The 24901-nt window shown below is 66.4% G+C and carries 22 protein-coding genes; 9 read left to right on the top strand and 13 right to left on the bottom strand.

The genetic code is table 11. The features are described 5' to 3' along the window. Nucleotide 1 precedes the first annotated feature (1 nt). Complete coding sequence (locus KH389_RS13875) at nucleotides 2–1483, bottom strand: PucR family transcriptional regulator (protein WP_213605678.1); 1482 nt, start codon at nucleotides 1481–1483, stop codon at nucleotides 2–4. 176 nt (nucleotides 1484–1659) lie between these two features. Here KH389_RS13875 and KH389_RS13870 point away from each other — a divergent pair, with 176 nt between their 5' ends. The 4 genes from KH389_RS13870 (at nucleotide 1660) to KH389_RS13855 (ending at nucleotide 5450) form a co-directional block, all read left to right on the top strand. Beyond that, nucleotides 1660–2691, top strand: coding sequence for an ABC transporter substrate-binding protein (locus KH389_RS13870; protein ID WP_213605677.1), 1032 nt, complete (start codon nucleotides 1660–1662; stop codon nucleotides 2689–2691). Next, nucleotides 2688–4094 carry an NAD(P)/FAD-dependent oxidoreductase gene (locus tag KH389_RS13865; protein WP_104572362.1) on the top strand — a complete coding sequence of 469 codons (1407 nt, stop codon included), beginning with the start codon at nucleotides 2688–2690 and terminating at the stop codon, nucleotides 4092–4094. The genes KH389_RS13870 and KH389_RS13865 overlap by 4 nt, the downstream gene beginning before the upstream one ends. Nucleotides 4095–4103: 9 nt before the next feature. After that, nucleotides 4104–4451 carry a cupin domain-containing protein gene (locus KH389_RS13860; protein ID WP_043861356.1) on the top strand — a complete coding sequence of 116 codons (348 nt, stop codon included), beginning with the start codon at nucleotides 4104–4106 and terminating at the stop codon, nucleotides 4449–4451. Nucleotides 4452–4556: 105 nt separating this feature from the next. Further along, on the top strand, nucleotides 4557–5450 hold the full coding sequence (locus KH389_RS13855) for an AraC family transcriptional regulator (RefSeq protein WP_054914598.1): 894 nt from the start codon (nucleotides 4557–4559) through the stop codon (nucleotides 5448–5450). A gap of 150 nt (nucleotides 5451–5600) precedes the next feature. Here the strand turns inward: KH389_RS13855 and KH389_RS13850 are convergent, their stop codons facing one another. Next, a complete protein-coding gene (locus KH389_RS13850; protein ID WP_054914597.1) occupies nucleotides 5601–6311 on the bottom strand; it encodes a hypothetical protein in 711 nt (236 codons plus the stop codon). Nucleotides 6312–6355: 44 nt separating this feature from the next. Further along, nucleotides 6356–6898 (bottom strand): RNA 2',3'-cyclic phosphodiesterase, encoded by a 543-nt coding sequence (gene thpR / locus KH389_RS13845; protein ID WP_043861354.1) that lies wholly within the window; start codon nucleotides 6896–6898, stop codon nucleotides 6356–6358. 125 nt (nucleotides 6899–7023) lie between these two features. Here thpR and KH389_RS13840 point away from each other — a divergent pair, with 125 nt between their 5' ends. Then, the gene (locus tag KH389_RS13840) at nucleotides 7024–8046 is read left to right on the top strand and encodes a hypothetical protein (protein ID WP_054914596.1); all 1023 of its coding nucleotides are present in this window, start codon (nucleotides 7024–7026) and stop codon (nucleotides 8044–8046) included. A 9-nt stretch (nucleotides 8047–8055) separates the two neighbouring features. Here the strand turns inward: KH389_RS13840 and KH389_RS13835 are convergent, their stop codons facing one another. After that, complete coding sequence (locus KH389_RS13835) at nucleotides 8056–9129, bottom strand: NAD(P)-dependent alcohol dehydrogenase (RefSeq protein ID WP_043861352.1); 1074 nt, start codon at nucleotides 9127–9129, stop codon at nucleotides 8056–8058. Nucleotides 9130–9448: 319 nt separating this feature from the next. Here KH389_RS13835 and KH389_RS13830 point away from each other — a divergent pair, with 319 nt between their 5' ends. Together KH389_RS13830 and KH389_RS13825 are read left to right on the top strand one after the other, a co-directional pair. After that, a complete protein-coding gene (locus tag KH389_RS13830; RefSeq protein WP_043861351.1) occupies nucleotides 9449–9778 on the top strand; it encodes a hypothetical protein in 330 nt (109 codons plus the stop codon). A 34-nt stretch (nucleotides 9779–9812) separates the two neighbouring features. Continuing rightward, on the top strand, nucleotides 9813–11435 hold the full coding sequence (locus KH389_RS13825; RefSeq protein ID WP_213605676.1) for an ankyrin repeat domain-containing protein: 1623 nt from the start codon (nucleotides 9813–9815) through the stop codon (nucleotides 11433–11435). A gap of 67 nt (nucleotides 11436–11502) precedes the next feature. Here KH389_RS13825 and KH389_RS13820 read toward each other — a convergent pair whose 3' ends face one another. The 4 genes from KH389_RS13820 to araD1 form a co-directional block, all read right to left on the bottom strand. Then, on the bottom strand, nucleotides 11503–13089 hold the full coding sequence (locus tag KH389_RS13820; protein WP_213605675.1) for an aldehyde dehydrogenase (NADP(+)): 1587 nt from the start codon (nucleotides 13087–13089) through the stop codon (nucleotides 11503–11505). Between the two features lie 31 nt (nucleotides 13090–13120). Beyond that, the gene (locus tag KH389_RS13815; RefSeq protein WP_058540127.1) at nucleotides 13121–14677 is read right to left on the bottom strand and encodes a UxaA family hydrolase; all 1557 of its coding nucleotides are present in this window, start codon (nucleotides 14675–14677) and stop codon (nucleotides 13121–13123) included. A gap of 30 nt (nucleotides 14678–14707) precedes the next feature. Continuing rightward, nucleotides 14708–16024 carry an MFS transporter gene (locus KH389_RS13810; RefSeq protein WP_371920431.1) on the bottom strand — a complete coding sequence of 439 codons (1317 nt, stop codon included), beginning with the start codon at nucleotides 16022–16024 and terminating at the stop codon, nucleotides 14708–14710. Nucleotides 16025–16087: 63 nt separating this feature from the next. Next, a complete protein-coding gene (gene araD1, locus KH389_RS13805) occupies nucleotides 16088–17086 on the bottom strand; it encodes an AraD1 family protein (RefSeq protein ID WP_058540128.1) in 999 nt (332 codons plus the stop codon). Between the two features lie 112 nt (nucleotides 17087–17198). Here araD1 and KH389_RS13800 point away from each other — a divergent pair, with 112 nt between their 5' ends. Further along, nucleotides 17199–18116 (top strand): LysR family transcriptional regulator, encoded by a 918-nt coding sequence (locus KH389_RS13800; RefSeq protein WP_213605674.1) that lies wholly within the window; start codon nucleotides 17199–17201, stop codon nucleotides 18114–18116. 80 nt (nucleotides 18117–18196) lie between these two features. Here KH389_RS13800 and KH389_RS13795 read toward each other — a convergent pair whose 3' ends face one another. From KH389_RS13795 to KH389_RS27530, 5 genes are all read right to left on the bottom strand, one after another. Continuing rightward, on the bottom strand, nucleotides 18197–19012 hold the full coding sequence (locus tag KH389_RS13795; RefSeq protein WP_043861344.1) for a gamma-glutamyl-gamma-aminobutyrate hydrolase family protein: 816 nt from the start codon (nucleotides 19010–19012) through the stop codon (nucleotides 18197–18199). Nucleotides 19013–19318: 306 nt separating this feature from the next. Beyond that, nucleotides 19319–19780, bottom strand: coding sequence for a DUF4870 family protein (locus KH389_RS13790; protein ID WP_052504253.1), 462 nt, complete (start codon nucleotides 19778–19780; stop codon nucleotides 19319–19321). A gap of 30 nt (nucleotides 19781–19810) precedes the next feature. Continuing rightward, nucleotides 19811–20449 (bottom strand): glycine zipper domain-containing protein, encoded by a 639-nt coding sequence (locus KH389_RS13785; RefSeq protein WP_058540130.1) that lies wholly within the window; start codon nucleotides 20447–20449, stop codon nucleotides 19811–19813. A gap of 37 nt (nucleotides 20450–20486) precedes the next feature. Further along, on the bottom strand, nucleotides 20487–22127 hold the full coding sequence (locus tag KH389_RS13780; RefSeq protein ID WP_054914588.1) for a hypothetical protein: 1641 nt from the start codon (nucleotides 22125–22127) through the stop codon (nucleotides 20487–20489). A gap of 2 nt (nucleotides 22128–22129) precedes the next feature. Beyond that, nucleotides 22130–22921 (bottom strand): hypothetical protein, encoded by a 792-nt coding sequence (locus KH389_RS27530; RefSeq protein WP_153046083.1) that lies wholly within the window; start codon nucleotides 22919–22921, stop codon nucleotides 22130–22132. A gap of 197 nt (nucleotides 22922–23118) precedes the next feature. Here KH389_RS27530 and KH389_RS13770 point away from each other — a divergent pair, with 197 nt between their 5' ends. Then, the gene (locus KH389_RS13770; protein ID WP_213605673.1) at nucleotides 23119–24849 is read left to right on the top strand and encodes a hypothetical protein; all 1731 of its coding nucleotides are present in this window, start codon (nucleotides 23119–23121) and stop codon (nucleotides 24847–24849) included. Nucleotides 24850–24901: the final 52 nt, after the last annotated feature.

The raw sequence follows: 24901 nt of genomic DNA, 5'->3' as shown, positions 1-24901 counted from the left end.
CTCAGGCCAGCCCCGCCATGCGCGCCGCGCGCAAGGCGAACCACAGCGTGGCCACGTCCTCGGTACTGTCCAGCGAGCGGCCGGTGATCTCTTCGATGCGGCGCATGCGGTACACCAGCGTCTGCTTGTGCACGTGCAGCTGCGCGGCCGCCGCCAGCCACGAGCGGTTGTGTTGCAGAAACACCTGCAGGGTGTGCAGCAGCTGGGTGTTCTGCTGGCTGTCGTAGTCGGCCAGCGGGCCCAGTACGTTGCGGAAGGTACGTTCGGCTTCATCCAGGCTCTGCGCCAGCCACGGTACGCTGGCGCCGGCCTGGGCGTAGGTCACCAGCGGTTGCGCGGCGCTGGTGTGGGCCAGTGCCAGGCGCGCCTCGCGCAGCGCCTCGACACTGCGCCCGGCGTGGCCCAGCGGGTTGCTCACCCCCAGCGGCACCTGCAGTTGCGCCTGCAACTGCGGGATGCACTCGGCGGCGCCGAGCACGATCAGGTCATCGCCCTGAACCCGAATCAGCACGCGACGACCCTGGCGTTGCAGGGCTTCGTCGCAGGCCGCCGGTGACACCCCGGCGGCGCGGCCGAGCAGCAGGCAGGCCTGTTCGGCGCCGATGTCGAAGGCGGCCAGGCGCTGTTGTGCCTGATGCGCCGGCAGACGCTGCTGCAACAGGTCGTCCAGCAGCTCGGAGCCCAGGCGCAGGTTGCGCTCGTTGTCGACCCGCAGGCGCTCCAGCTCGATTCCCAGCACCGCCACCACATGGTGCAACAGGCCGTAGTCGAGCAGCCCGTCACCTTCGGCCACCAGCAGGCAGTCGGCCTGGGACGGCAGCGCCATCACCAGCAGCTCGCCCGATTCCAGCGCGTGGCGCTGCACCACCGGCCGGTTGCCCGAGGTGTCGCGCTGGCGGGCCGCCAGCCATTGGCGCTGGCTTGCCGGCAGGCCGCCCAGTGCGTCGCGCCAGGGCGCCAGCGACGCGGCGTCGAGCAGGGTCAGGCGCGCCTGCACGTCCTTTTCCAGGCGCTTGAGCAGTGCGCCCAGGCCCAGCCCCTGAATGCTCATGCGGGCACTTTCGTAGACCCGGGTGATGGCATTGCGGCGCGCCTGCTCCTCCTGCTGGCCGGCATCGACGATGGCCCGCGTGACGGCGGCGAAGGGCACGCCGTAGTGGGTGAACATCACCGCAAAGTCCAGGGCGTCGGCCCGCTCCATCAAGGCCTCGAGGTTGGCCGGGGCCTGCATGTTCTCGCCGATCATCATGCCCGCCAGGCCAGCGCCCGCGAGGTTTTCCACGTACGCGCGCTGGGCATCGGCATCGGCGGGTATGCCGATGCCGGTGGTCATCAGCAGGTCGGCGTCGCCCAGCCATTCGCTGGGGTCGGCCAGTTCGCACACGTGGGCCCAGCGTACCGGCTTGCCCAGCCCTCCGGCACCGCTGATGACGCGGGTGCGCAGTTCGGGCAGGGCGATGATGTCGCTGACAGACAGGGCCATGGGGCAGCTTCCGGGGCAGGGTGACGGCCAGTGTAACCGGGCATGGCGCGCCTTTGAACGGCTTTGTACGAACGTATGAAGGTACGCGGCTGAATCTTGTTTGCGTCTGATTGTGGCGACCCGGCTGCGGCTCGACACTTGGCCTACTGAGCCATCCCGACCCGGAGAACATAACAATGCACAAGAATCTGGCCTTTTCGCTCACCCTGATCGCTGCCGCTGCGTGCAGCACATCGGCGCTGGCCGACCTCACCGTGGTGTCCCACGGCGGGGCCAACAAGGCCGCACAGGTGGCGGCCTTCTATGACACCTACCAGGCACAGACCGGCACCCGTATCGTGGCCGGCGAGTTCAATGGCGAGATGGCCAAGGTCAAGGTGATGGTCGATACCGGCAGCGTCTCGTGGGACGTGGTCGAGATGGAGATGCCCGAGCTGGCACGCGCCTGTGAAGAAGGCCTGCTCGAAGAGTTCGCCCCCGACCCGGCCGTGGCCGCGCAACTGCTGCCCGGTGCGGTACAGCCGTGCGGCGTGGGCTTTTTCGTGTGGTCGACGGTGATCGCCTACAACGCCGACAAGCTCAAGGTGGCCCCCACCAGCTGGGACGACTTCTGGAACCTGGAGAAATTCCCCGGCAAGCGCGGGCTGCGCAAGGGCGCCATGTACACCCTGGAATTCGCCCTGCTGGCCGACGGCGTGCCGGCGGCCGATGTCTACACCCTGCTGGCCACCCGTGAAGGCCAGGACCGCGCCTTCGCCAAGCTCGACCAGATCAAGTCCAGCATCCAGTGGTGGGAGGCCGGCGCCCAGCCGCCGCAGTACCTGGCCTCGGGCGATGTGGTGATGAGCTCGGCCTACAGCGGCCGGATCAGCGCGGTGCAGGGCCAGACTCCGCTGCGCATCGTGTGGAATGGCGGCATCTATGATATGGACGCCTGGGCCATCCCGCGTGGGGCCAAGAAGCGCGACGAAGCACTGAAGTTCATCAACCACACCCTCAAGGCCGAGCAGCAGAAGGGCTACGCCGAACAGATCGCCTACGGGCCGGTCAACCGCGAGGCCTTGGGCCTGCTGAGCGAGCAGCGGGTCAGCGAGCTGCCCACCGGCAGCCCCAACCTGCAAGGCCAGTTGCCGATGAACGCAAGCTTCTGGGCCGACCACGGCGAACTGCTCGAACAGCGCTTCAACGCCTGGGCGGCACGCTCATGAAACTGACCCCCAGCGCACCGCTCAAACGCAGCTACTGGCTGGAAAGCGCCGAGCCCAGCCTCAAACCCGGCCCGGCGCTGCAGGGCGAGCACGACGCCGATGTGGTGATCGTCGGTGGCGGCTTCGTCGGCCTGTGGACCGCCCTGACCCTCAAGGAACATGAGCCGGATATCCGCGTGATGGTGCTGGAGCAGGACGTGTGCGGCGGGGGCGCCTCGGGGCGCAACGGCGGCTTCGTGATGTCGTGGTGGCCCAAGGTCGGCACCCTGGCGAGCTTCTGCACCCCGGAGCAGGCGCTGTTTCTGGGGCACAGCGCCGAGCGGGCGATCAGCGAGCTGGGCGAGTTCTGCCAGCAGCACCAGATCGACGCGCACTTTCGCCAGAAGGGCTGGTTGTGGACGGCCACCAGCCCCGCGCACATCGACACCTGGAACGCCACGCTGGCCGCCTGTGCCCGCCTTGGGGTGACGCCGTTCGAGCGGGTGCCGGCTGCCGAGGTGGCGCGCCGTTGTGGCTCGAAGGTGCACCTGGCCGGCGTGTTCGAACGCAGCAACGCCACCGTGCAACCCGGCGCCCTGGTGCGCGGCATGCGCCGGGTGGCGCTGGAGGCGGGGGTGGTGATTGCCGAGGGTACTGCGGTCAGCGATATCCAGCCCGGCACACCGGTGCAGGTGGTGACCCCGCAGGCGCGCATCCGTGCCGGCTCGGTGGTGCTGGCCACCAATGCCTGGGCGGCTGCCTTGCCGCAACTGGCGCGCCTGATCACCCCGGTCAACAGTTCCATCGTGCTCACCGAGCCGGTGGCGACCCGCCTGGAACAGATGGGCTGGACCGGCGCCGAGTCGATCACCGATTCGCAACTGATGGTCGACTACTACCGCACCACCGTGGATGGCCGTATCGCCTTCGGCAAGGGCACCGGGGCGATAGCCTACGGCGGCAGGATCGGGCCGGTGTTCAGCCACGACCCGGGCAGCATCGCGCTGACCGAGGCCGACCTGCGCCGTACCTACCCGATGCTCGATGACGTGCGCATCACCCATACCTGGTCGGGGCCCATCGACCGCACCTACGACAGCCTGCCGACCTTCGGCGGCCTGGGCGAGCAGGGCAACATCCACTACGGCATCGGCTGGAGCGGCAACGGCGTGGGCCCCAGCCGCCTGGGCGGGCGCATTCTGGCCAGCCTGGCCCTGGGGCGCAAGGATGCCTGGAGCACCTGTGCGCTGGTGGGGCGCAACTGCAAGGCCTTCCCGCCGGAGCCGCTGCGTTATGTGGGCGGTTCGCTGGTGCGCAACGCCGTGATACGCAAGGAGCGCGCCGAAATGGCCGGCCACACCGCCGGCCGTCTCGACTGCATGCTGGCCCGCCTGGCTCCGGCCGGGCTTGAAGACAAATCCTGAGGACTGCACATGAACCCTGTACTGATTCACCTTGAAGACGACACGGCCTTCGGCCCCAGCGCGGCAGTCGGTGCCCCCCTGGGCGAGCCGGTAGCCATGGCGCGTACCGCGTTGCACCAGGAGCTGGCCGGGCAGGGCGCCAGCACCGGCTTGTGGGAATGCACGCCGGGGCGCTTCCGGCGCCAGGTGGTGCAGGCCGAGTACAGCTACATCATCAGCGGCGAGGGCAGCTTCACCCCCGAGGGTGGCGAACCTATCCCGTTCGGTGCCGGCGATGCGCTGTACTTTGCCGCCAACAGCCAGGGCACCTGGGACGTGCGCCAGACGGTACGCAAGACCTACCTGATCCTGGGGTAATGCTCCGATAGTCATGCCTGATCCTCCGGGATCGGGCGTGCGGTAGTGGCGGTGGGCAGCGAATCTGCGATGATGCGCGTGTCTGATCCTCTGATGCGGTACCCCATGCAGCTCACCTGCCACGCCGATGCCAATGCCACGCTTTGCGCCCTGATCCAACCCCTTGCCACCCGCCCGGGCCCGGTCGACACCCACCTGCCGCAGGTGCAGGTGTTGTCCTGGAGCCACTACGTGGCGAGCAGCCCGCAGATCTACGAACCGAGCCTGATGATCCTGGCCCAGGGCAGCAAACTGGCCCGGCTGGGGCCGCGCACCCTGGAATATGGGGCTGGCCACTACCTGGTGCAGGCACTGTCGGTGCCGTTCATGTGCGAAACCTTCGCCACCGAAGATGAACCCCTGCTGGGCGTGTCGGTGGCGATCGACCGCACGGTGCTGAGCGAGCTGGTGCAGAGCATGGGGCTGGGGGCTGGCCAGGTGGTGGCGGCGCAGACGCCCGAGTCCATGACATCAGCGGCGCTGGATGCGCCGATGCGCGAGAGTGTGGAGCGGCTGCTGCGTTGCCTGCACGACCCGCTGGAAAGCCGGGTGATGGGGGCGGCGCGAGTGCGCGAGGTGTTGTACGTGGCCTTGCGTGGGCCGCAGGCCGGGGTGCTGCGGGCGCTGGTGGAGCAGCAGGGGCATTTTGCGCGCATCGCTGCAGCCCTCAGCCATTTGCGCGAGCATTACGCCGAGCCGTTGAGCGTGGAGGCGTTGGCGGGGCGGGCGAACATGAGTACCTCGACGTTTCATGAGCACTTCAAGCGCTGCACGTTGCTGTCGCCGATCCAGTACCTCAAGCGGTTGCGTTTGCTCAAGGCGCAGCAGATGTTGATAGGCGAGGGGTTGGGTGTGGCGCAGGTGGCGCATCGGGTGGGGTATCAGAGCACGTCGCAGTTCAGCCGCGAGTACAAGCGGCATTTCGAGCGCAGCCCGGGGCGGGAGCAGGCTTATCTCTAGGGAGGCGAGCGCGTGGCGCTCGTTCGCCGGCAAGGCCGGCTCCTACAGGGGGGCGAGCAAGGCTGCGTTGCAACCGATGTAGGAGCCGGCCTTGCCGGCGAAGCGCCGCGCGGGCGGCGCGGGATCTTGAGGGCGACGGTGGGCCACCGCTCATTCGGTGTAGTAGTAGCTCTTCAAGAACCGGAACTCATGCGCCTGCGCCTCGCACCACTGGGCAAACCCCACCGCCCGATCACCCGCCTGATACTGCGCCCAGGCCTCGAGCATTTCACGCAGGCTGCACACTTCACCATCAATGTAACTGCGGGTCGTCTCGGCCTCGATCAACCGCGCCAGCGCACTGGCACGCGCAAGCTTCGTCGCCGCAACGGTAACGTCACCCAGAAACACCGACTCATGCAGGTGATGAACCATGAAATCAACCTCGCCCAGCTCATCCAGCGCCAACTGCCGCAACGCCACCTGATCCTGAGGGTCGTGCGCCAGTGCCGCCTGGAGCCACGCCGACTCGCCCGTCAGCTTGCCCATCCAGCGATAAGGCTCGGCCAACGCCGGGCCCTCGTCGCACCAGGCTCGCAGCACCTGCCTGAGGTAGCGGGTCAAGGCATGCGACAACAACTGGTGCGCACCACTGTTGCTGAAGGCAAGGTCGGCAATCTCGCAGACAATCGCCCGCTGCTGGCCCACCTCCCGCTGACGCGCACCGTCGAGAAACTCGTCCAGCGCCTTGAGCGCCGGCTTTTTCAGGCCCTGTTCGCGCAGCAGGCAATACCGCGAGAAACCGGCAAAGCCTTCACGGGAGGCATAGACCTCGCCAATGCGCCTGAGGCCTTCGAAATTGTCCTTGTTCCAGTAATACATGCTCTTCCTTGCCAGTCAGCGCCGACACCACGGTCGGCAGGGGTTCACGCCAGCGGCCACTGCGCTATCGGCTTGTAGCGGCCGCCACTGGACTCGAACAACACGAAATCGTCGATGTTCAATCTGAACGCCGGTGGCTCCGGCGTCTCCGGTACATCACCCGGGTAGTCGCGCACCAGCGTCAGGTGCGCACGAAACTCACGCACGCTGTCTTCCACGCCCAGCGGCAGCAACGCCTGCTGCAGGGCATACACCCATTGACGCAAGGCCACCGGCGTCTGCGTGGGCTCCAGCACCAGTGCATCAGCGCGGTGCCATGCGACCAGCCGGTCCAGCTCCAGGCGCAGCGGGCCTTCGGGGCGCGGCACCGCCGCCATGGCGTCGCACAGCGCAGGCAGGCGCGAGACGCCGACTTCCCCAAGGAACATCAGCGTCAGGTGAAAATTGGCCGCAGGCACCGGACGACCACGGGTGATCCCCAGTGTGCTGCGCCATTTGCCGATGGCCCGGCATTGCTGCTCGGTACAGGGCAGGGCGATGAACAGGCGCTTGAACGGCTCGCCCGGGGTTCGCAGTTCACCTCGCATGGAAGCTCCCTTGAATGTGTGCAGGTGCCGACAGGGTACCGAGCAGCGCCGACCAAGGCCAGCCGTGGTTCCCGCGCCGCTCGCTATACTCCAGGCAAGCGCTTCACTGCACCGGGGGGCCGACCTTGAACCAGCGCATCCTGCTCGCCCTGTGCACCCTTGCACTGTTGCTGGCCATCGGCGGTTGCGCCCGGTCCCGGCCGACACCAGCGCCGCAACCCCCGGTGGTGCTGTCCCAGGCCGCCTGGCAACGTGTCGACTGGGACATCATCGACGCCTCCGAGGGCGCCAGCCGTTCCGCCCAGGACTATGCGCGACGCTCCATGAAGGTATGGAAAGACGCAGTGCACGCGCGTACCGAGGCGGACTTCATTCCGTGGTTCACCGGCTACTGGACCCAGCAGTGGCTGACCCTCAAGGTGGCCTGGTACAAGGTCAGCAAGAACCAGCAGACCGCGCCCGGCGAGGACCGCCTGGCGCTCTACCTGCAGGAGCAGTACCGCGAACGGGTGCTGGAGCCGGTGGCCAGGGAAATCAACCCGCAGCTGATCCGCGAGCGCGCCACCCAACTGTACGTGCAACTGCTCGGCCAGCAGCTGCAAGGTATCGGCCAGCGCTACCGCGCCGCCCCCGACCAGTTCGCCCTGCACCTGAACCGCATTCCCGCCATCGCCCTCGGCCCGCCGGCCGCACGCGACGCCTCGGTGCATCAGCTGATCACGGCCCAGCCACTGCTGAGCCTGCCGGCCTACCTGGCGTTGAACGAGCAGATCCAGAAGGCTGCGGTGGCGGCAGGCCAGGCGCCGTCCGACACGGGCCTGTCGTCGGTGGCCAAGCGCGCCAGCGCCCAGCTCGAAGCAACGCTGGTGCCGCGCGGCGCGGCCAGCGCGGTGGCGGCTGCGGTGGGCAAGGCGGTGGGGGCGCTGATCTCGGTGGCCTCGGCGGGCATCGGCGCGATGATGCACGAAAGCGAGCGCCCGGCCATGGTCGAGCAGCTGCGGGTAATCCTCAATGTGGCGCTCAACGAGGAATGGCAGGGCCTGATGCAGAACCCCGCCACCGGGGTGATGGCGGGGGTCAATGCGCTGTCGGGGCAGATCCGCGACAGCCTGGTGCTCAGCAGCGGCTTGCCGGCGATGCAGCCCTGATGGCGGTGCTCATGGAGTGATCGCGACTTTCATCACGCCGTCGCGCTGGTGCGCGAACAGTTCGTAGGCCGCCTCGATGTCGTCGAGCTTGTAGCGGTGGGTCACCAGCGGCTTGAGGTCGACGCTGCCGCTGGCCACCACCTCCATCAGGCGGCGCATGCGCTCCTTGCCGCCGGGGCACAGGGTGCTGACGATGCTGTAGTCGCCAAGCCCGGCGCCAAAGGCCGACAGCGGAATGGTCAGGTCGGAGGAATACACCCCCAGGCTCGACAGCGTGCCGCCCGGGCGCAGGATGCGCAGCGCCGACTCGAAGGTCGACTGGGTGCCCAGCGCCTCGATGCTCACGTCTACGCCACGGCCGTGGGTGAGGGCCATGATCTGGTCCACCACGTTGCCCTGCTTGAAGTCCACCACATGGGTGGCGCCCAGCTGGCGGGCTACCGAAAGACGCGCGGGCACGGTGTCGACGCCGATGATGGTGGTGGCGCCCATCAGCTTGGCCCCGGCCACCGCGCACAGGCCGATCGGCCCCAGGGCGAACACTGCCACCGTGTCGCCGATACGCACGCCGCCGCGCTCGGCCCCGGAGAACCCGGTAGACATGATGTCGGGGCACATCAGTACCTGTTCGTCACTCAGCCCGTCCGGGATCGGCGAGAGGTTGGCCATGGCGTCCGGCACCAGCACGTATTCGGCCTGGCAGCCGTCGATGGTGTTGCCGAACTTCCAGCCGCCGGCCGGTTTGAAACCGTGCGGCGTGCCGGGGCCGTCCTGGGACGAACAGCCACACAGGCAGGCATAGCTGTGGCCGCTGGGGGTGATGGCGCCGGCGATGACGCGCTGGCCCTCGGTGAAGCCCTTAACCTGGGCGCCGAGCTTTTCGATGATGCCGACCGGTTCATGGCCGATGGTCAGGCCCTTTTCCACCGGGTACTCGCCGCGCAGGATATGCACGTCGGTGCCGCACAGGGTGGTGGTGGTGATGCGGATCAGGGCGTCCGAGGGGCCGACCTCGGGGATCGGTTTTTCATCGAGCACGATGCGGTTCTTTTCGACAAAGATTGCAGCTTTCATGCGGGCCATGGTCGTTTCTCCTCAAGGGGGTACACGCGCAACTTCATGGGGCAGGGTGCGCCTGCACGGGCGGCGGGCTGTTGATCCGGGTCAAGCTGATGAGCATAGGCCATGGCGGGGCTCATCTGCGTAGAAAACAAATCATCGGGTTCCCAGGCTATTTTCATTATCTTTCGTTTAAAAACAGATAGTTAAGTAAATAATCTAAAGTTGTTTATGAAGTGAACTTAAATTGTAGGACAGGGTCATAGGTTGCTCATGCTGGCAGGTTGATATGAAAGTGCCAGCGTGCAACCCACAAGACAGATACGTGCTAAGGACTCGGTTAATGAAAATCATCAAGACGCTGGTGCTCACCTCGCTGTTCGCCGCCCTGGCCGGCTGCGGCAGCGATGCCATCGAAGGCAAGTTCAACGTGCAGGCCAGCGTGATGGGCTTCAAGAGCAACGTGGGTACCGCAGAGCTGGACGAGGACTACATCACCCTGCTGGGCGACAAGTACGAGATCGACGAGTGGAAGCGTGACGGTGACACCGTCGTCGCCCGCGACAAGAACGGCACCGCGGTGATGAACGCGCGCGTCGAAGACAACGGCAACCGCCTGGTGGTGCTGGACGGCGGTGAGCTGGTCAGCATGACCCTGACCCGCATCAAGTAACTCCCCACGCCACATTCAACTCCAAGGACGTTCTGTGAAAAAAGTACTGGCTGTATCAGGCATTGCCGCGTTGCTGGCTGGCTGCGGGTCGAGTTACCAGTGGGACGAGGTCACCACCTCCAAGGGCAGCAAGGGCAAGCCCACTGCCATCTATGTGGACAAGAAGACCAAGGAGCCGGTGTCCGGCACCATCATCTGGAAGGAAGGCGACACGCTGATCTCCGAGTTCAAGGTCAAGAACGGCAAGGTCCAGGGCGACTGGGTTACCCACAATGCCGACGGCTCGGTGGCCATCGAGGCGCAACTGGATGACGGCCAACTGACCGGCACCACGACCGTGTATTGCAGCGGCGGCGAGAAAAAGCCGCAGCAGCGCATCGTCATCGCCGGCAAGAAGCAGACCGATAGCCAGTTCGACTGCGCCAGCGGCCTGCAGACCCGCGAAGAGGTCACGGTGCACGAAGAGGGCAGCAAGCAGAACGGTCGCACCCTGGCCCAATCGGCCTGGCGCGTGGTCAATGGCGAGCAGGTGCCGGCCGTGGTCGCCAACTATGACAAGGACGGCAGCGGCCAGCTCGATGGCGTGCAGGAAACCTTCTACCCGACCGGCCAGGTGCAGGAGCGCAAGCACTACAACCAGGGCAAGCTGGAGGGCCTGCAGGAGGAGTTCGTGCTGCTCGACGACGGCACCTACCGTCTGCGTAAGGTCACTGCCTACAAGGATGGCCAGCGCGATGGCGATTCGATCCAGTACTTCGCCTCGCCCGACTGGCCGGAAAAGACCGTCGAAAAACGCGAAACCTACGCGGCGGGGCAGGACACCGGCAAGACCGTGATCTACCGCGAGCTGGATGTACAGGTGCTGGTGCCGTACCAGGACGTGCCGCCCAACCACTACAAGCTCAAGGAAGCGCTGGCCGGCAAGTCTACCCGTGACGGCTACGTGGCCGATGTGGAGTCGCTCAAGTACCTGCTGCAGGCCTCTGACATCGACCTGAACAAGCCGCTGGTCGCCGAAGCCGAGCTGCCGGTCCACTATGTGGCCGAGAATGCCTACGACATGCTGGTGAGCCTGGGCGCCGACCCGCTCAAGACCACCGCAGAGGGCAATACCCGGCTGATGATGTGCCTGAAGAACGCGTGGCGCGATTGCTCGGACGCGCACTTCGACCAACTGCTGGCCTTGTCCAATGCCAAGACGGCCAACCTGTTCGGCAACACGCCGCTGCACGAGCTGTGCAAGAGCAACAGCCTGACCAAGGAGCGCCCGGAACTGGGCCAGCGCCTGATCGCCAGCCAGGACATCAACGCGGTGAACTACGCGGGCCAGACTGCCTTGCACTACTGCATCACGCAGCGTGACAAGACCGTGGCCAATGCGCTGATCGCGGCCGGTGCCGATCTAGACAAGGCGGACTATTCGGGCGTTACCCCGGTGCAACTGGTGTTCCTGCGCGACCCGCGCCTGGGCCGTCAGAAGCAGGTGAGCTGGGACGCGGCGCGTATCCAGTACGTGGGCGGGCTGCTGGGCAAGTCCACGTTCAACTTCGAAGCGCCGTTCCCGGGCTTCGACAAGAGCCTGAAGCAGCTGATGATCGAAGCCAGCGATGCGCAGAGCGCAATGCTGGTCGACAGCCTGGCTGCCAACAAGGGTTGACCCCAGTCGCCGGAAAGGCTGGCCCCTGCAGGTGCAGGAGCCGGCCTTGCCGGCGAAGGCGCCCGCATCAGGCGCCGACAGCCTCGCGGCTCATGACGCCATCGACCAGCCGCTGGATTCCCAGCGGATTGGCATTCTGCAACGCTTCGGGCAGCAGTGCATCGGGGTAGTTCTGCAAGCACACCGGGCGCAGGAACCGATCGATCGCCAGTGAACCCACCGAGGTGCCCCGGGCATCGGACGTGGCCGGGTACGGCCCGCCATGCACCATCGCATCGCACACCTCGACCCCCGTCGGATAGCCATTGAGCAGAACCCGCCCGACCTTTTCCACCAGCAACTCACCCAGCCAGCGGTATTCGAGCAACTCGGCCTGCTCGCCGATCAGGGTGGCGGTCAGTTGTCCGCGCAGCCCTTGCAATGCCAGCGCCAGCTGCGCATCGTCTTCTACTTCGATAACGATGGTGGCTGGGCCGAACACTTCTTCCTGAAGCAAATCATCACCTTGCAGCAACAAGTTAACATCGGCCTTGAACAGCTGGGGTTGCGCCTGGCGCCCGTTCTGCGCGGCCCCTGCCAGGTGCGTGAGGCCAGGATGGCGGTGCAGGTGCTCCAGCCCCTTGGCATAACTGGCCAGTGCCCCGGCATTGAGCATGGTCTGTGCAGGCTGTTCGGCCATCTGTGCGACGAAGGCGTGCACAAAGTCACTGAACGCCGGCGAGCGCACGCCGATGATCAGGCCGGGGTTGGTGCAGAACTGCCCGCAGCCCAGGGTCACCGAACCGGTCAGCTCGCGGGCGATGGCCGCCCCACGCACCTGCAGCGCCTGTGGCAGCAGGATGACGGGGTTGATGCTCGACATCTCGGCGAACACCGGGATCGGCTGCGGGCGCTCGGCGGCCATATTGCACAGGGCGTTGCCGCCCTTGAGCGAGCCGGTGAAGCCCACCGCCTGAATCGCCGGGTGGCGCACCAGCCGTTCCCCCACGCCTGCGCCATAGATCATGTTGAATACCCCCGCCGGCATGCCGGTGCGCTGCGCAGCGCGCAGGATCGCATCGGCCACCCATTCGGCGGTGGCCATGTGCCCGCTGTGAGCCTTGAACACCACCGGGCAGCCGGCGGCCAGCGCCGAGGCGGTATCGCCGCCGGCCGTGGAGAAGGCCAGCGGAAAGTTGCTGGCGCCGAACACCGCCACCGGCCCCAGGCCGATGCGGTACTGGCGCAGGTCCGGGCGCGGCAGTGGCTGGCGCTCTGGCAGCGCGCGGTCGATGCGTGCCCCGTGGAAGTCGCCACGGCGCAGCACGTTGGCGAACAGGCGCAGCTGCCCGCTGGTGCGCCCGCGTTCGCCCGAGATGCGTGCAGCGGGCAGGGCGGTTTCGCGGCATACCGTGGCGATGAAGTCATCGCCCAGGCCGTCCAGCTCGTCGGCGATGGCATCAAGAAATTCGGCGCGCCGCGTCGCAGGCAGCGTACGGAACTGCGGGTAGGCGCTGGCGGCAGCCTTGGCGGCGGCGTCCACTTCTTCGGCAGTGGCCTGGATGAAGGTGCACGCCAGCGCTTCGCCGGTGCTCGCATCCAGGCTCTGCAGTACGGTGGTGCCGGCAGCGCTGCGCTGGCCGGCGATGTAGTTGTGGCCGAGAACAGAGGTCATTGCGGGGTCCTTGTCGGTTGAGGGCAGGGGCTCAGGTGATGGCGCCGATCTGCCAGGGCACGAATTCGTTCTGGCCGTAGCCATGTTGTTCGCTCTTGCTGCGCTCGCCCGAGGCAATGCGCAGCATCAGGCGGTAGATGTGTTCGCCGCGTTCCTCGATGGTGGTGCTGGCGTCGGCGATGCCGCCGCAGTTCACGTCCATGTCGTCTTCCTGGGTTTCCCACAGGCGGGTGTTGGTGGCCAGCTTGATCGAGGGCGACGGTGCGCAGCCGTAGGCCGAACCGCGCCCGGTGGTGAAGGCGATCAGGTTGGCGCCGCCGGCGACCTGGCCGGTGGCCGAGATCGGGTCGTAGCCGGGGGTGTCCATGAACACCAGGCCGTGGGCACGCACCGGTTCGGCGTATTCGTAGACGTCCATCAGGTCGCTGGAGCCGGCCTTGGCCACGGCGCCCAGGGATTTTTCGAGAATGGTGGTGAGCCCGCCGGCCTTGTTGCCGGCTGAGGGGTTGTTGTTCAGTTCGGCGCCCATGCGCTCGCAGTAGGCTTCCCACCAGTGGATGCGCGCGATCAGCTTTTCGCCCACTTCGCGGCTGACCGCACGGCGCGTGAGCAGGTGCTCGGCGCCGTAGATTTCCGGGGTTTCGGACAGTATCGCGGTGCCACCGGCCGCTACCAGGCGATCCACCGCATTGCCCAGTGCCGGGTTGGCGGTGATGCCCGAATAGCCGTCGGAGCCGCCACATTGCAGGCCGACGGTCAGGTGCCTGACGCTGACCGGCTCGCGACGCACCTGATCGGCTTCGGCCAGCAGCGACTTGACCTGGGCGATGCCGCTGGCAATGGTGCGCGTGGTGCCGCCGGTGCCCTGGATGGTGAAGGTGCGCAGGGTGTGGCTGCTGTTCAGGCCCTGGGCAGCCAGCAGGTCGGGGATCTGGTTGGTCTCGCAGCCCAGGCCGATCATCAGCACCGAGGCGAAGTTGGCATGCACCGCGTACCCGCCCAGGGTGCGCTGCAGCATCGCCAGTGCCTCGCCGCCAGGGTCGACCGCGCAGCCCACGCCGTGGGTCAGGGCCACCACGCCGTCCACGTTGGGGTAGGGCGCGAGCGCCTCGGGGTGGATGTCGCGGCGAAAATGGTCGGCGATGGCGCGTGCCACGGTGGCCGAGCAGTTCACCGAGGTGAGGATGCCGATGTAGTTGCGCGTAGCCACCCGGCCGTCGGCGCGCACGATGCCCATGAAGGTATCGTCGGTGGTGGCCGGTGTACCCCTGGCGTCCACGCCGAAGGCGTAGTCGCGGGCAAAGTCGCCCATGGCCAGGTTGTGCACGTGCACATGCTCGCCGGCGGCGATGGGCTGGCTGGCAAAGCCGATGATCTGCCCGTAGCGGCGCAGCGGCTGGCCGGGGGCAATGGCGCGCACCGCCACCTTGTGCCCTGCCGGGATGGCCTGCAGCACCTCGATGTGCTCGGCCTGCAGGTGCAGGCCCTTTGGCAGGGGCTGGCGGGCGATCAGCACGTCGTCCAGCGGGTTGAGGCGGATCACGGCATTGGCGGCGCTGTCGCTGCCTGTTGTTGTAATGAGTTGCATCTCAGTCATCTCCAGAGGCGTGGGCCGGGCTTACGCCAGGCCGCGCTCGCGATAGTCGATCAGGCCGGAGAACAGCATCAGGCCGAAGGCCATGACCACGAAGAAGATCAGGGCCAGGAAGTAGGAGCCGGTGAACTGCACGATCAGGCCGATCAGGATCGGCACCAGTACGCCGACCATGTTGCCGCAGAAGTTCATGCTGCCGCCCAGGATGCCGGCCTTGGACTTGCCGCCCAGGATCGCCGGCAGGCACCAGTACATGCCGCACCAGCGGATGAAGAACAGCGCGACGCACAGCAGGGCGATGACCCGCGCGGCATCCGGGGTGTAGGCCACCAGCAGGATGCACAGGGCAGCCACGGCGGCGGAGCCTGCGAACATGCTGCGCATCACGGTGTTGGGCTGGCCGCCGCTGGCTTTCCACTTGTCGGCGATCCAGCCGCCGATCAGCTCGCCGACGAAGCCGCACATGAAGATCAGGAAGGTGGCGCCGCCCATGGCCTTGATGTCCAGGTTGTGGGCCTGGTGCAGATAGCTCGGCATCCAGGTCAGCAGGCCGTAGAACACGCTGTTGTAGCAGGCGTAGCCGGCGAACATGGCCAGTACCGAGCGGCTCTTGAGCAGCTCCTTGAGGATCGCCTTGCGCCCGTTGCCGTCGCTGGCCACCGCGTTGGCCTGGTTGATGTAGTCCAGCTCGGCGGCGTTGACCTTGGGGTGCTCGGAAGGGTGGTTGCGGATGTACCACCAGGCCCAGATGCCGACCACGATGGTGCCCACCCCGGCGATCACGAAGGCGATGCGCCAGGAGTCGAACCAGGTGATCAGGCCGGCGATGATGATCGCGCCGAATGCGGTGCCCAGCGGCGCGCCGCCGTCCACCAGGGTGGCGCCACGCCCACGCTCGTTGGGGGTCAGCCAGGCGCCGTTGAGCTTGGCCCCGGCCGGCATGATCGGCGATTCGGCCACACCCAGGCCGACGCGGGTGATCAGCAGGGTGATCCAGTTGTGCGCGCCGCCGGCCAGTGCCTGGAAGGCCCCCCAGCCGATGGTGGCGGCGCCGATGATGTTGCGCACCTGGAAACGGTCCAGCAGCATGCCGCTGGGGATCTGCATCAGTGCGTACGACCAGAAGAACGCGCTGAGAATCAGGCCTTCCATGGCCGGGGTCAGTTCGAATTCCGCCGAGATCAGCGGCAGCGCCACCGACAGCGAGGCGCGGTCGATGTAGTTGATCGCGGCCAGCAACAGCAGGATCAGGAAGATGCGCCAGCGCACGGTGGTGGGCCGCTGGGCATCGGTGGCAGCCAGGGCAGGTGCCGGGGCGGCCTGCAAGGAGGTGTCTTTCATGCTCATCTCACTCTTATGGTTGTTATGAAATGCCGCGGCGGCGCGCGGGGCGCCGCCTGCGGTTCAGAGCGCTTTCACCTCGCCGGGTGAGATGGCCGAAGGCGTCACGCTGATGCCATTGCGCAGCGGGGCGCCGAACTCGGGCAGGCTGATTTCGAACACGTCGCCGGGCGCGGCCTTGACCTGGTCGGCGAACGACAGGGTCGCGGTGCCGAAGAAGTGCACGTGCACATCGCCCGGACGCAGGAACTGGGTGTACTTGAAGTGGTGGTACTCCAGGTTCTCCAGCGAATGGCACATGTTGTCCTCGCCGCTGAGGAATTCCTTTTCCCACAGCAGGTTATCACCGCGGTGGATGCGGCTGACGCCGCCCAGGTGAGCGGGCAGCTCGCCGACCCGCAACTCGGGGCCGTAGGAGCAGTTGCGCAGCTTGGAGTGGGCCAGGTACAGGTAGTTGCGCCGCTCCATCACATGGTCGGAGAACTCGTTGCCGATGGCGAAGCCTACCCGGTAGGGCTGGCCGTCATCGCCGATCACGTACAGGCCGGCCAGCTCGGGCTCTTCGCCGCTGTCTTCGGCAAAGGCGGGGCTCTGGAACGGCTGGCCGGGGCGTACCACGATCGAGCCGTCGCCCTTGTAGAACCATTCCGGCTGCACACCGGCGGTGCCGGAGGGCGGGCGGCCGCCTTCGATGCCCCACTGGAAGATGCGGGCGGTGTCGGTCAGGGCGGTGCTGTCGTCGATTTTCTGCTGGTGCATCTTGTCGCGGGTCGAGGCGCTGCCCAGGTGGGTCAGGCCGGTGCCGCTGATCAGGCAGTGGGCGGGGTCGTCGTGGTCCAGCGGCGGCAGCACCCGGCAGTCGGCCAGGGCCTGGGCGTAACTGTGGGCGGTGGCGTCCAGGCCGCGGGCGAGCACTTCGTCGCACAGGCTGCGGGTGTTGCGAATCGCGGCCAGGGCCAGTTCACGCATGGTGCGGGTATTGCGTACCACCTGGATCAGGTCGCCTTCGATGACGCCGACGTGACGCGCGGCTGCAGGGGTTTCGAATTGGATCAGACGCATGCTGACTCCTGATTGTTCTTGTGGGGAGGGCTGTTGTCCGACACTTTAAATTTGCGTGGCTTTGCTGCCTAATGACAGCTGTTGACCGAGGGATAACCAAAAGTAATCACCTATGCTGCCACCCCTGACTACCATGGCTTCGCGCCTGCGCATGCGCCAGTTGCGCCTGTTGATCAGCCTCGACGAGCTGGGCTCGATCCACAAGGCCGCCCAGGCCCTGTCGATTACCCAGCCGGGCGCGACCAAGGCCCTCAATGAAATCGAATCGACCCTGGGCGCGGTACTGTTCGAGCGCACCAGCAAGGGGCTGGAGGCCAATGACCTGGGGCGCTGCGTGGTGCGTTATGCGCGCCTGATCAATACCGACCTGGCGCACCTGCGCGAAGAGATGATCGGTATTCTGCAGGGCCACGGCGGGCGGCTGTCGGTGGGGTCGATCATGGGGGCGGTACCGATGCTGGTGGAGGGCCTGGCGCGTCTGCGCGAGAGCCAGCCGGACCTGTCGGTATCGATCGTCGAGGACACCAGCGACCGCCTGCTCAGCTTGCTCGATCAGGGCCGCCTGGATGTGGTGATCTGCCGAACCAGCGTGAGCCCACGACCGGGCGCCTATGTGAGCCGGGCCAGGCATCAGGAGCAGTTGGTGGTGGTGGCCAATCTGCTGCACCCGCTGGTGGGGCATGCCGAGTTGAGGCTCGAGGCGTTGGCCGATTCACGCTGGGTGGTGTTCCCGGTGAACATGCCGATGCGCTTGACGCTGGAGCGAGAATTTCGTGAGGCGGGTTTGAGCTTTCCGCTGTATCCCATTGAAACTTCATCAACTTTTACCACGCTCACGCTGCTGTTGCAGGACCGTGGGCTGGTGGCGGTGATGCCGTGGGACTCGGCCAGGATCGCGCTCGAGCATGGGATGCTGGCGCAACTGCCGCTGGTGTTGAACTCGCGCAGCGAGCCCTATGAGGTGGTCACGCGCAAGGGGGTGGAACTGCCGGTGCCGGCGCAGTTGCTGATCGAGGCGCTGGGGGTGTGAGGTGACAGGCCGGGCCCTTCGCCGGCAAGGCCGGCTCCTGCGGCAGGAGCCGGCCTTGCCGGCGAAACGGTTGGCGCGAATCAGGCCGTAGAGCCGACCTTCTTCGCCGCCTGACCCTTGGCTGCCTGCTGGCGGCAGGCCTGGCCGAAGGCTTCGAACATCTTCACCGAGTCCGGGTTCTGCGCCGCCTGCCATTCCGGGTGCCATTGCACCGCGAACAGGAACGGCGACAGGCTTGGTGCATGGATCGCTTCCACCAGCCCGTCTTCGGCACGTGCCAGTGGCTCGAGGCCTTCACCCAGGGTCTTCAGGCCCTGGCCATGCAGCGAGTTGACGCGGATTTCATCGCTCTGCAGCAGTTCGCGCAGCCAGCTGCCGGCTTCCAGGCGCACGCTGTGAACCTGGCTGTACTGCACATCAACCGGATCATCGGGGTTCTCCCGGTGATCGTTGAAGCCTGGCTCGGCATAGACCTTCTGGTAGATGTCGCCGCCCAGTGCCACGTTGATTTCCTGCATGCCGCGGCAGATACCGAAGATCGGCAGGCCACGGGCGATGGCCAGTTGCACCAGCGGCAGGTCGAACAGGTCGCGGTCGCGGTCCTGGGCCTTGCCCGGGGTTTCGTTCTCCTGGCCATACAGCGCCGGGTCGATGTTGCTGCCGGCACCGGTCAGGTACACGCCGTCGGCCATGTCCAGGTACTGCTCGAGGTCTTCGGTACCGCAGCAGGTCGGAACCAGAACCGGCACGCATCCGGCATGGTCGACCAGGGGTTGGATGTATTTGTGGGTCATTACCTGGTAGGCATGGCCCTTGCGTTCCTGGGCACCCATGGTCATGAGTACGACAGGCTTGCGCAGGGTCTGATTCTTATTGCCAATGTTGCTGTTGGGCATATGTCACCTTGGGACAGGCTCGGCCTGTCATTGTTGTGCAGGCGCATCGGGAACCGCTGACGCTACCTGAGGTTTCGAGCACTGCCGAGAGCGCCTGGAAGGACGACTCCCGGTCGAAACCTGTGACATAGCTTGCCAGAGCCGTTAAATATGTCAAACGGCTTTACCCTGTGGCAGGCTAATTTCATTATGTTGTTTATAGAAATACAACCCAATACCTTGTTTTATAAGGATTAATGTCAATTGTTAGCGTGCTTGGTAGTTCATTATATTTAACGTACGACTTTCGGCGTAGGCAACCAGGCCTCAGCTGGCCGGCTGGCCCTTGCGCCAGCGCCGCATGCCGGTGGTGATTGCATACAGCAGCCAGACAGCCCAGCCGACCAGCACGAACCAGCCGAACACGAAGGGTATGCCGATGACGCCCACCCCCAGCAGCAACAGGCCGATCCAGAACATGCGGATCTGGAAGGTGTAGTGGCTGCGGTCCAGGTCATTTGCGCCAGCGCGGCTCTGGTAGGCGTAGACCAGCCCGGCAGGCGCGGTGACCACCACCAGCAGGCTGATGAGGTACAGCACGTAGACCAGCATCGGGCCGTTGTCGCTGCTGCGGGTGTAGTTGCTCTGGTTCTGCTGCGCCTGGCGGTGGCGCGGCTTGTAGTAGGCCGTGTGGTCGGTGCTGTCGGGCTGCTGCGGTTGGCTTTGCGGCTTGCTTTGCGGCTTTGCGCGGCCATCCGGGTCGGGGCGTTGAATCTTGAAATCCTGCATGCTTGCTGTTCTCCACTGGAGTTGGAAGGCTTAAGCCTGGGCGTCGTGCATGACCTGAATCGCCGACTGGGTGCCGCGGGTCTGCTCGCGGTACTGGTAGGTGACCTTGTCGGTGGCGACCTTGCCGTTGTAGCCGCTCTTGATGGTTCTGACGATGTAGTTGAAGTCGCCCTTGCTGCGGGTGGTGACCACCACATTGGCCTTGCTGCGGGCACCGGACACGTAGCTGCCGACACGGCCCAGGGGCTCCTTGAGGCGCTTGTCGCGCTTGTTGACCAGGGCCTGGGGTACGTTCACCTGCATGGAGTCGACGGCATCGATGCTGGCGGCGCCCACCGCATTGCGCTCGTCGGCCGGCACCGCGACCTGGCGGGTACTGACCTGCACGGCGGCTACGTCGGCAGACTGGCGCTCGATGTCGGCCTGCACCTGCCGGGCCTGCTGCAGGTCTTTCTGGCGGCCGATGTAGTAGCCGCTGGGGGCGCCCAGCGCGGCACCAATGGCGCAGCCCACACCGGGCTTGCCGCCGGTGCCGACCGCAATGATCGCGCCGCCCAGGCAGCCGGCAGCACCGCCCAGTGCGGTGCTGCCCATCTGCGAGTTCTGGCAGCCGCCGAGCAGCACGCTGCCAGCCAGTAGTACAAGGGTAAGGGTGGTCGAGCGGGTCAAGGTGGGGCTCCTTTCAGGCCGTGGCGGGGCGCTGTCATCAGTCGTTGTCGTGGTAGCCGTAACTCAGGCCTTGCAGCAGGTGCAGGCGAATCGCTTCGTTGAGCGGGTAGAACAGCGGCTGCACCTGGGCGGTCCACTGCGCACCGTGGGCGATCACCCAGCCCATGGCGCCCAGGGTGCTGGCGCCTCGCTGCTTGAGGGTGAGAAACAGCGGCTGTTCGGTGACCTTGTTGCTGAACGGCATCGGCAGCGCCAGCACCACCACCGCGTACACCGCCAGCGCACCCCAGTAGGCGCGACGCGGCACCGGGCGCACGGCGCGCAGGGCGAACAGGGTGCACTTGAACAGGTGGGTGAAGGCCCCCAGCAACGAGAACAGCAGGGCGATCATCGGCACGATCAGGGCGCGGTAGCTGTCTCGGCCGATGTCGGCCTTGTCGTTGCGCTCGCCATAGCGGGCCGGCTCGACCAGGCGTTCTTCGAGCAGTTGCTGGGCATCCAGGCGCAGGGTCGGGCGGTAGATCGCCTGTTCATAGGCGTCGAGCGACCAGTCGGGCTTGAGTGACAGGCTGTCGGGCAGGTACAGCGCGCTACGCCAGCGCTGCTGGATCGCCGGGTCGGCGAAGAACCCCTGGCGCGACAGGCCGGGTTTGATCCAGTCGCCCTGGATATGCTTGAACAGCTCGGTGCCGTAGGCGCCGCTGGCATGGCCCTGCACGCGCTTGGCCACGGCCAGGTTGAAGCCGGCGCGGTCGCCGGGTTGCCAGTTGTCACTCACCTGAATGCCCTTGTCATCCAGCATGCGGCGCACCTGCGGCCAGTGCCGGCGCGGCACGTTGCCTGGGGTCAGGCGGCGATTGCGCTGCTTGAGGGTCTGCACGTAATCGTCCCAGGCCTGCTGCTGATGCCGGGCGATGGCGGCCGGGCTGGTGGCGTCCAGGTAGCGCTGGCTGCCCTGGCGGTAGTTGCCGTACAGCTCGTCCAGCTCGGCCAGGGCCTCGCGGTAACGCTGGTAGTTGTCGGCCAGCGGGCCGCGGCGGGTTTCGGCGAACAGTTCGAAGAAGGCCAGGCCCTGCTGGCGCACCCGCTCTTCGAGGCGATCGACCGACTGCAGCAGGATCGGCAGGGTGGCCAGCAGGGTCTTGCCCTCGGGGCGCTTGTAGTCGTCGGTGCCCAGCTCCAGCCCCTTCAGGCCGAACTCGCGATGCACCAACAGGTAGCTGATGGGCACGCCCAGCACGGCGCGGGCACGCTCCTGCGGGGTGGAGGTGGCGACCAGGTGGTTGATCAGGGCCAGCTGCGCATAAAACACCACCAGCAGGCAGCTGCCCACCGTCAGCGCAGACCAGGCCAGCGTGCGGCCCAGGCTCCAGTACTGGCTGCAGGCCTTTTTCAGTACCCAGCCCAGGCCCAGCAGGGCCACGGCGGTGCCGGCGATCAGGCGTCCGTAGACTTCGATCGACTCGACCTGCGCGGGGCTGGCCAGCCCGCCCACCACATCCAGCAGGCGTGCGTTGAAGCCCATCTCGACGAGCAGGTAACACAGCGTCAGCCCCAGCATCAGGCGGGCCACGAAGCGTTGCTGCTGGCGGGGCGTTGACGCACGTGCCACGACAGGCCGGCGCAGCCACCCGCGCCATGGCCGGCCCGTCAGGTCGGGCGACAGGCGGCTGTTCACGGCTAGTGTTCCAGCTCGGAGGTCAGGTCGAGCGTCACCCGGCGCTGGGCCGGCGCCGCGGTTTTGGCGCGGTCGACCACTTCAGTGGCGACCTGGGGCGTGACCTGCGGCGCGGCCGATGGCGCTGCTGCCGGGGCAGGCTTTGGCGGTTTGGCCTCGACCCTGGCCACCGCGGGCGCGGGCCTGGGTTGCGGCGGGGGCGTCGGGGCCACGGCGTGCTGGACGGGTGCAGGGCGTGGCGCTGCGGCCCTGGCAGGGGCTGGCGTCGCCTTGGCCAGGCCCTTGAGCAGGTTCGGCAGGTCGACCCGCAGCGGGCCGCGGAACTGCCGGTCGAGCGACGAGTAGGTCCAGGCCGCCGACTGCGTGCCGTTGAGCTGCATCGCCACCAGGCTTTTGCCGTCTTCGGCGCGCTGCAAGGCCAGCATGTCGGAACAGCCGCCCAGGCGGTAAGGCCCCCACGCCGAGGTGCCGGACAACACCACCAGCGCGCTTTGCGAGTCGCATTGCGGCGTGCGGTAGCTGAGCACCACGGCGGTTTCGCCCTGCAGGTCGTAGGTGCCCTCCACATTGGTTTCGCGCCACTGCGCTGGCAGCTGCAACTGCAGCTTGCGCTGGGGCAGCGTGAGGTAGGCGTGCCCCTGCGGGGTTTCCATGTGGTTGATCGGGCCGGCAGCCGAGGGGTGGGTGCCGATCAACTGGTCGGCCAGCGCGCCGGATGCCTGGAAGGCGAGCCCGGCCATTAGCCAGCAGGCCAGGGCGAGTGCGCTGAAACGTGAGGGGGTGTGGTGTTTCAAAGAGTGCTTCCCTGTACTGATGGCGCGCGTGACCCGCTGCGCGGGATGGTAGCACAGGGCTACATATTGGGCAGTTTCCTACAAGAATTGCTGACAACCGAAACGTGACGCGTAGCGCACGCCAGGGGCGGCGTGGCATTCTGTGGCGTTACGCCAGCAGGCGAAAACAGGACGCGCGCATTGAGACGGAGTAGACGATGACCCAGGCATTCACCCGCACCGTGGAGCAAGCACTGCGCAGCCGCCTGCAGGGGTGCGGCTATGACACCTCCGATCTCGAGCTGACCGTGCAGCATGGCGAGGACAAGGGGCGCGCGGTGAGCGTGAGCCGGCGCTGGAGCCTGGTGACCGAAGTGCGCCGCGAGTCGGCTTCGGTGGGGCTGCGGATCAATTCGGTGAGCGAACACCAGCTCGAGCAGTCGATGGCCGAGCAGCGTCAAGTGCTGCTGGGCAGGGGCGCGGCGCATTACAAGAACCGTGTGCTCAAGGGGCTGGGCAGCAATCCCGCGCATTTTCTACGCAGCCAGCAGGTGAAGCTGTTTGCCCTGGACCCGCTCTACACCAGCCATACCTGCGGCACCTGCAGCGGTTACGGCAAGCAGCGCTGCACCGCGTGCAACGGCAGTTGCAAGCTAAGATGCAGCAGTTGCAGCGGCAAGGGCCGCACGCAGTGCTGGGGCTGTGGCGGCTCCGGCCGCACCGGCAGTGGCAGTTGTGCCTACTGCATGGGCGCAGGCGGCGACAACTGCCCCAGTTGTGTGGGCGGCTCTGTGGCGTGCGGCTGCATGGGGGGGCAGGTGACCTGCGGCGGCTGTTTGGGCGACAAGTTCATCTGCACCCGCTACACCCTGGAGGTGTCGGCCAAGGCAGTCGGCAATTCGGTGCACCTGAAGTCCAACGATACCTGGCTCAAGCCTTACGTCGACGAGTGGGGGGATGAGCCCGAAACCATCGAGCGGGCTGCCGAAGGGTTCGCCGCGCCCTATTACCCGGACAACACACCCGAGAAGGGCGACCTGGTACTGAGCGTGGACGGCACCTGCTATTACAGCCAGGCCCAGGTGCGTGCCGGACGGCGCAGCATCCGTTGCAACATGCTTGGCCGCTACCGGCATGTGGTGTTCGATGACGGGCTGGCCGCCAGCTACTTCGACAGGGTGATCGAGCAGTTGGAAAACCCGGCAGACATCGAACAGGTGGCCCTGGCCAGCGAGCGTGCGGTGGCCCGGCGCATGATCGAGGAGTCTGGACACGTGAATTACGTCAGCCAGCTGTCGGACGTGAAAAACGGCACGGTCAGCCCCGAGCAGGCCAATCGCTTCTTCGCGCTGCGCAAGAACGCCTCGGACCAGCAGACGGCCCTGCGCAGCAAATTGGAGCCCAGGCTGGTGCTGCGCCGTGCGCTGGGTTACTTCTGGCGGCTGAGCCTGCTGATGCTGGTGCTGTTCTTTTTCAGCGCGGGCAAGCTTCTGGAGGTGAAGTTCGGCGGGCCGCAGGTGCTGTTCAGGGCCGATGGCCCGGCCACGGTGTGGGCCATGTTCAAGCATTACCTGGTGCTGCCGTTCACCAGTCCGATCAACGGGGTGATGCTGGTGGGCGTGGGGCTGCTGTGCACCTGGCTGTTCAAGGACATGCTGTGGCACCGCATGAACCGCTTCATGGGCAAGGGCTCGGGCAATCGGCTGCTGGCCGCCGTGGTGCTGGCCTTCTGCCTGATGCCGCTGCTGGCGTTGTTCCCGGACACGCCGATCGCCCTGCTGCGGGACGGGCCACGCCTGCAGCACATGCTGCCCAATGCGCTGGTCGGCATGCTGGGGGCCTTGCCCACGCTGGTGCCGCTGTCGCTGCTGCTGGCCCTGCTGTTCAACCGCGCGCTCAACGCGCCGGCCATCGATGCGCGGCTGCGGCGCATGAACTTCGACGTGTGAGGGGGCAAGGGCAGGGCGTGTACCTGTCCTATACTTCGCGTATCCGCAACAG

This window comes from Pseudomonas qingdaonensis (genome assembly GCF_018398475.1).
GTDB lineage: Bacteria > Pseudomonadota > Gammaproteobacteria > Pseudomonadales > Pseudomonadaceae > Aquipseudomonas > Aquipseudomonas palmensis.
This window is presented reverse-complemented; position numbering and strand designations above follow the sequence as displayed.

What these genes read in the sequence shown, in the direction of transcription:
- KH389_RS13875 (WP_213605678.1), bottom strand. Translation starts at nt 1,483, where the DNA reads ATGGCCCTGTCTGTCAGCGACATCATCGCCCTGCCCGAACTGCGCACC.
- KH389_RS13870 (WP_213605677.1), top strand. Translation starts at nt 1,660, where the DNA reads ATGCACAAGAATCTGGCCTTTTCGCTCACCCTGATCGCTGCCGCTGCG.
- KH389_RS13865 (WP_104572362.1), top strand. Translation starts at nt 2,688, where the DNA reads ATGAAACTGACCCCCAGCGCACCGCTCAAACGCAGCTACTGGCTGGAA.
- KH389_RS13860 (WP_043861356.1), top strand. Translation starts at nt 4,104, where the DNA reads ATGAACCCTGTACTGATTCACCTTGAAGACGACACGGCCTTCGGCCCC.
- KH389_RS13855 (WP_054914598.1), top strand. Translation starts at nt 4,557, where the DNA reads ATGCAGCTCACCTGCCACGCCGATGCCAATGCCACGCTTTGCGCCCTG.
- KH389_RS13850 (WP_054914597.1), bottom strand. Translation starts at nt 6,311, where the DNA reads ATGTATTACTGGAACAAGGACAATTTCGAAGGCCTCAGGCGCATTGGC.
- thpR (WP_043861354.1), bottom strand. Translation starts at nt 6,898, where the DNA reads ATGCGAGGTGAACTGCGAACCCCGGGCGAGCCGTTCAAGCGCCTGTTC.
- KH389_RS13835 (WP_043861352.1), bottom strand. Translation starts at nt 9,129, where the DNA reads ATGGCCCGCATGAAAGCTGCAATCTTTGTCGAAAAGAACCGCATCGTG.
- KH389_RS13830 (WP_043861351.1), top strand. Translation starts at nt 9,449, where the DNA reads ATGAAAATCATCAAGACGCTGGTGCTCACCTCGCTGTTCGCCGCCCTG.
- KH389_RS13820 (WP_213605675.1), bottom strand. Translation starts at nt 13,089, where the DNA reads ATGACCTCTGTTCTCGGCCACAACTACATCGCCGGCCAGCGCAGCGCT.
- KH389_RS13815 (WP_058540127.1), bottom strand. Translation starts at nt 14,677, where the DNA reads ATGCAACTCATTACAACAACAGGCAGCGACAGCGCCGCCAATGCCGTG.
- KH389_RS13810 (WP_371920431.1), bottom strand. Translation starts at nt 16,024, where the DNA reads ATGAAAGACACCTCCTTGCAGGCCGCCCCGGCACCTGCCCTGGCTGCC.
- araD1 (WP_058540128.1), bottom strand. Translation starts at nt 17,086, where the DNA reads ATGCGTCTGATCCAATTCGAAACCCCTGCAGCCGCGCGTCACGTCGGC.
- KH389_RS13800 (WP_213605674.1), top strand. Translation starts at nt 17,199, where the DNA reads ATGCTGCCACCCCTGACTACCATGGCTTCGCGCCTGCGCATGCGCCAG.
- KH389_RS13795 (WP_043861344.1), bottom strand. Translation starts at nt 19,012, where the DNA reads ATGCCCAACAGCAACATTGGCAATAAGAATCAGACCCTGCGCAAGCCT.
- KH389_RS13790 (WP_052504253.1), bottom strand. Translation starts at nt 19,780, where the DNA reads ATGCAGGATTTCAAGATTCAACGCCCCGACCCGGATGGCCGCGCAAAG.
- KH389_RS13770 (WP_213605673.1), top strand. Translation starts at nt 23,119, where the DNA reads ATGACCCAGGCATTCACCCGCACCGTGGAGCAAGCACTGCGCAGCCGC.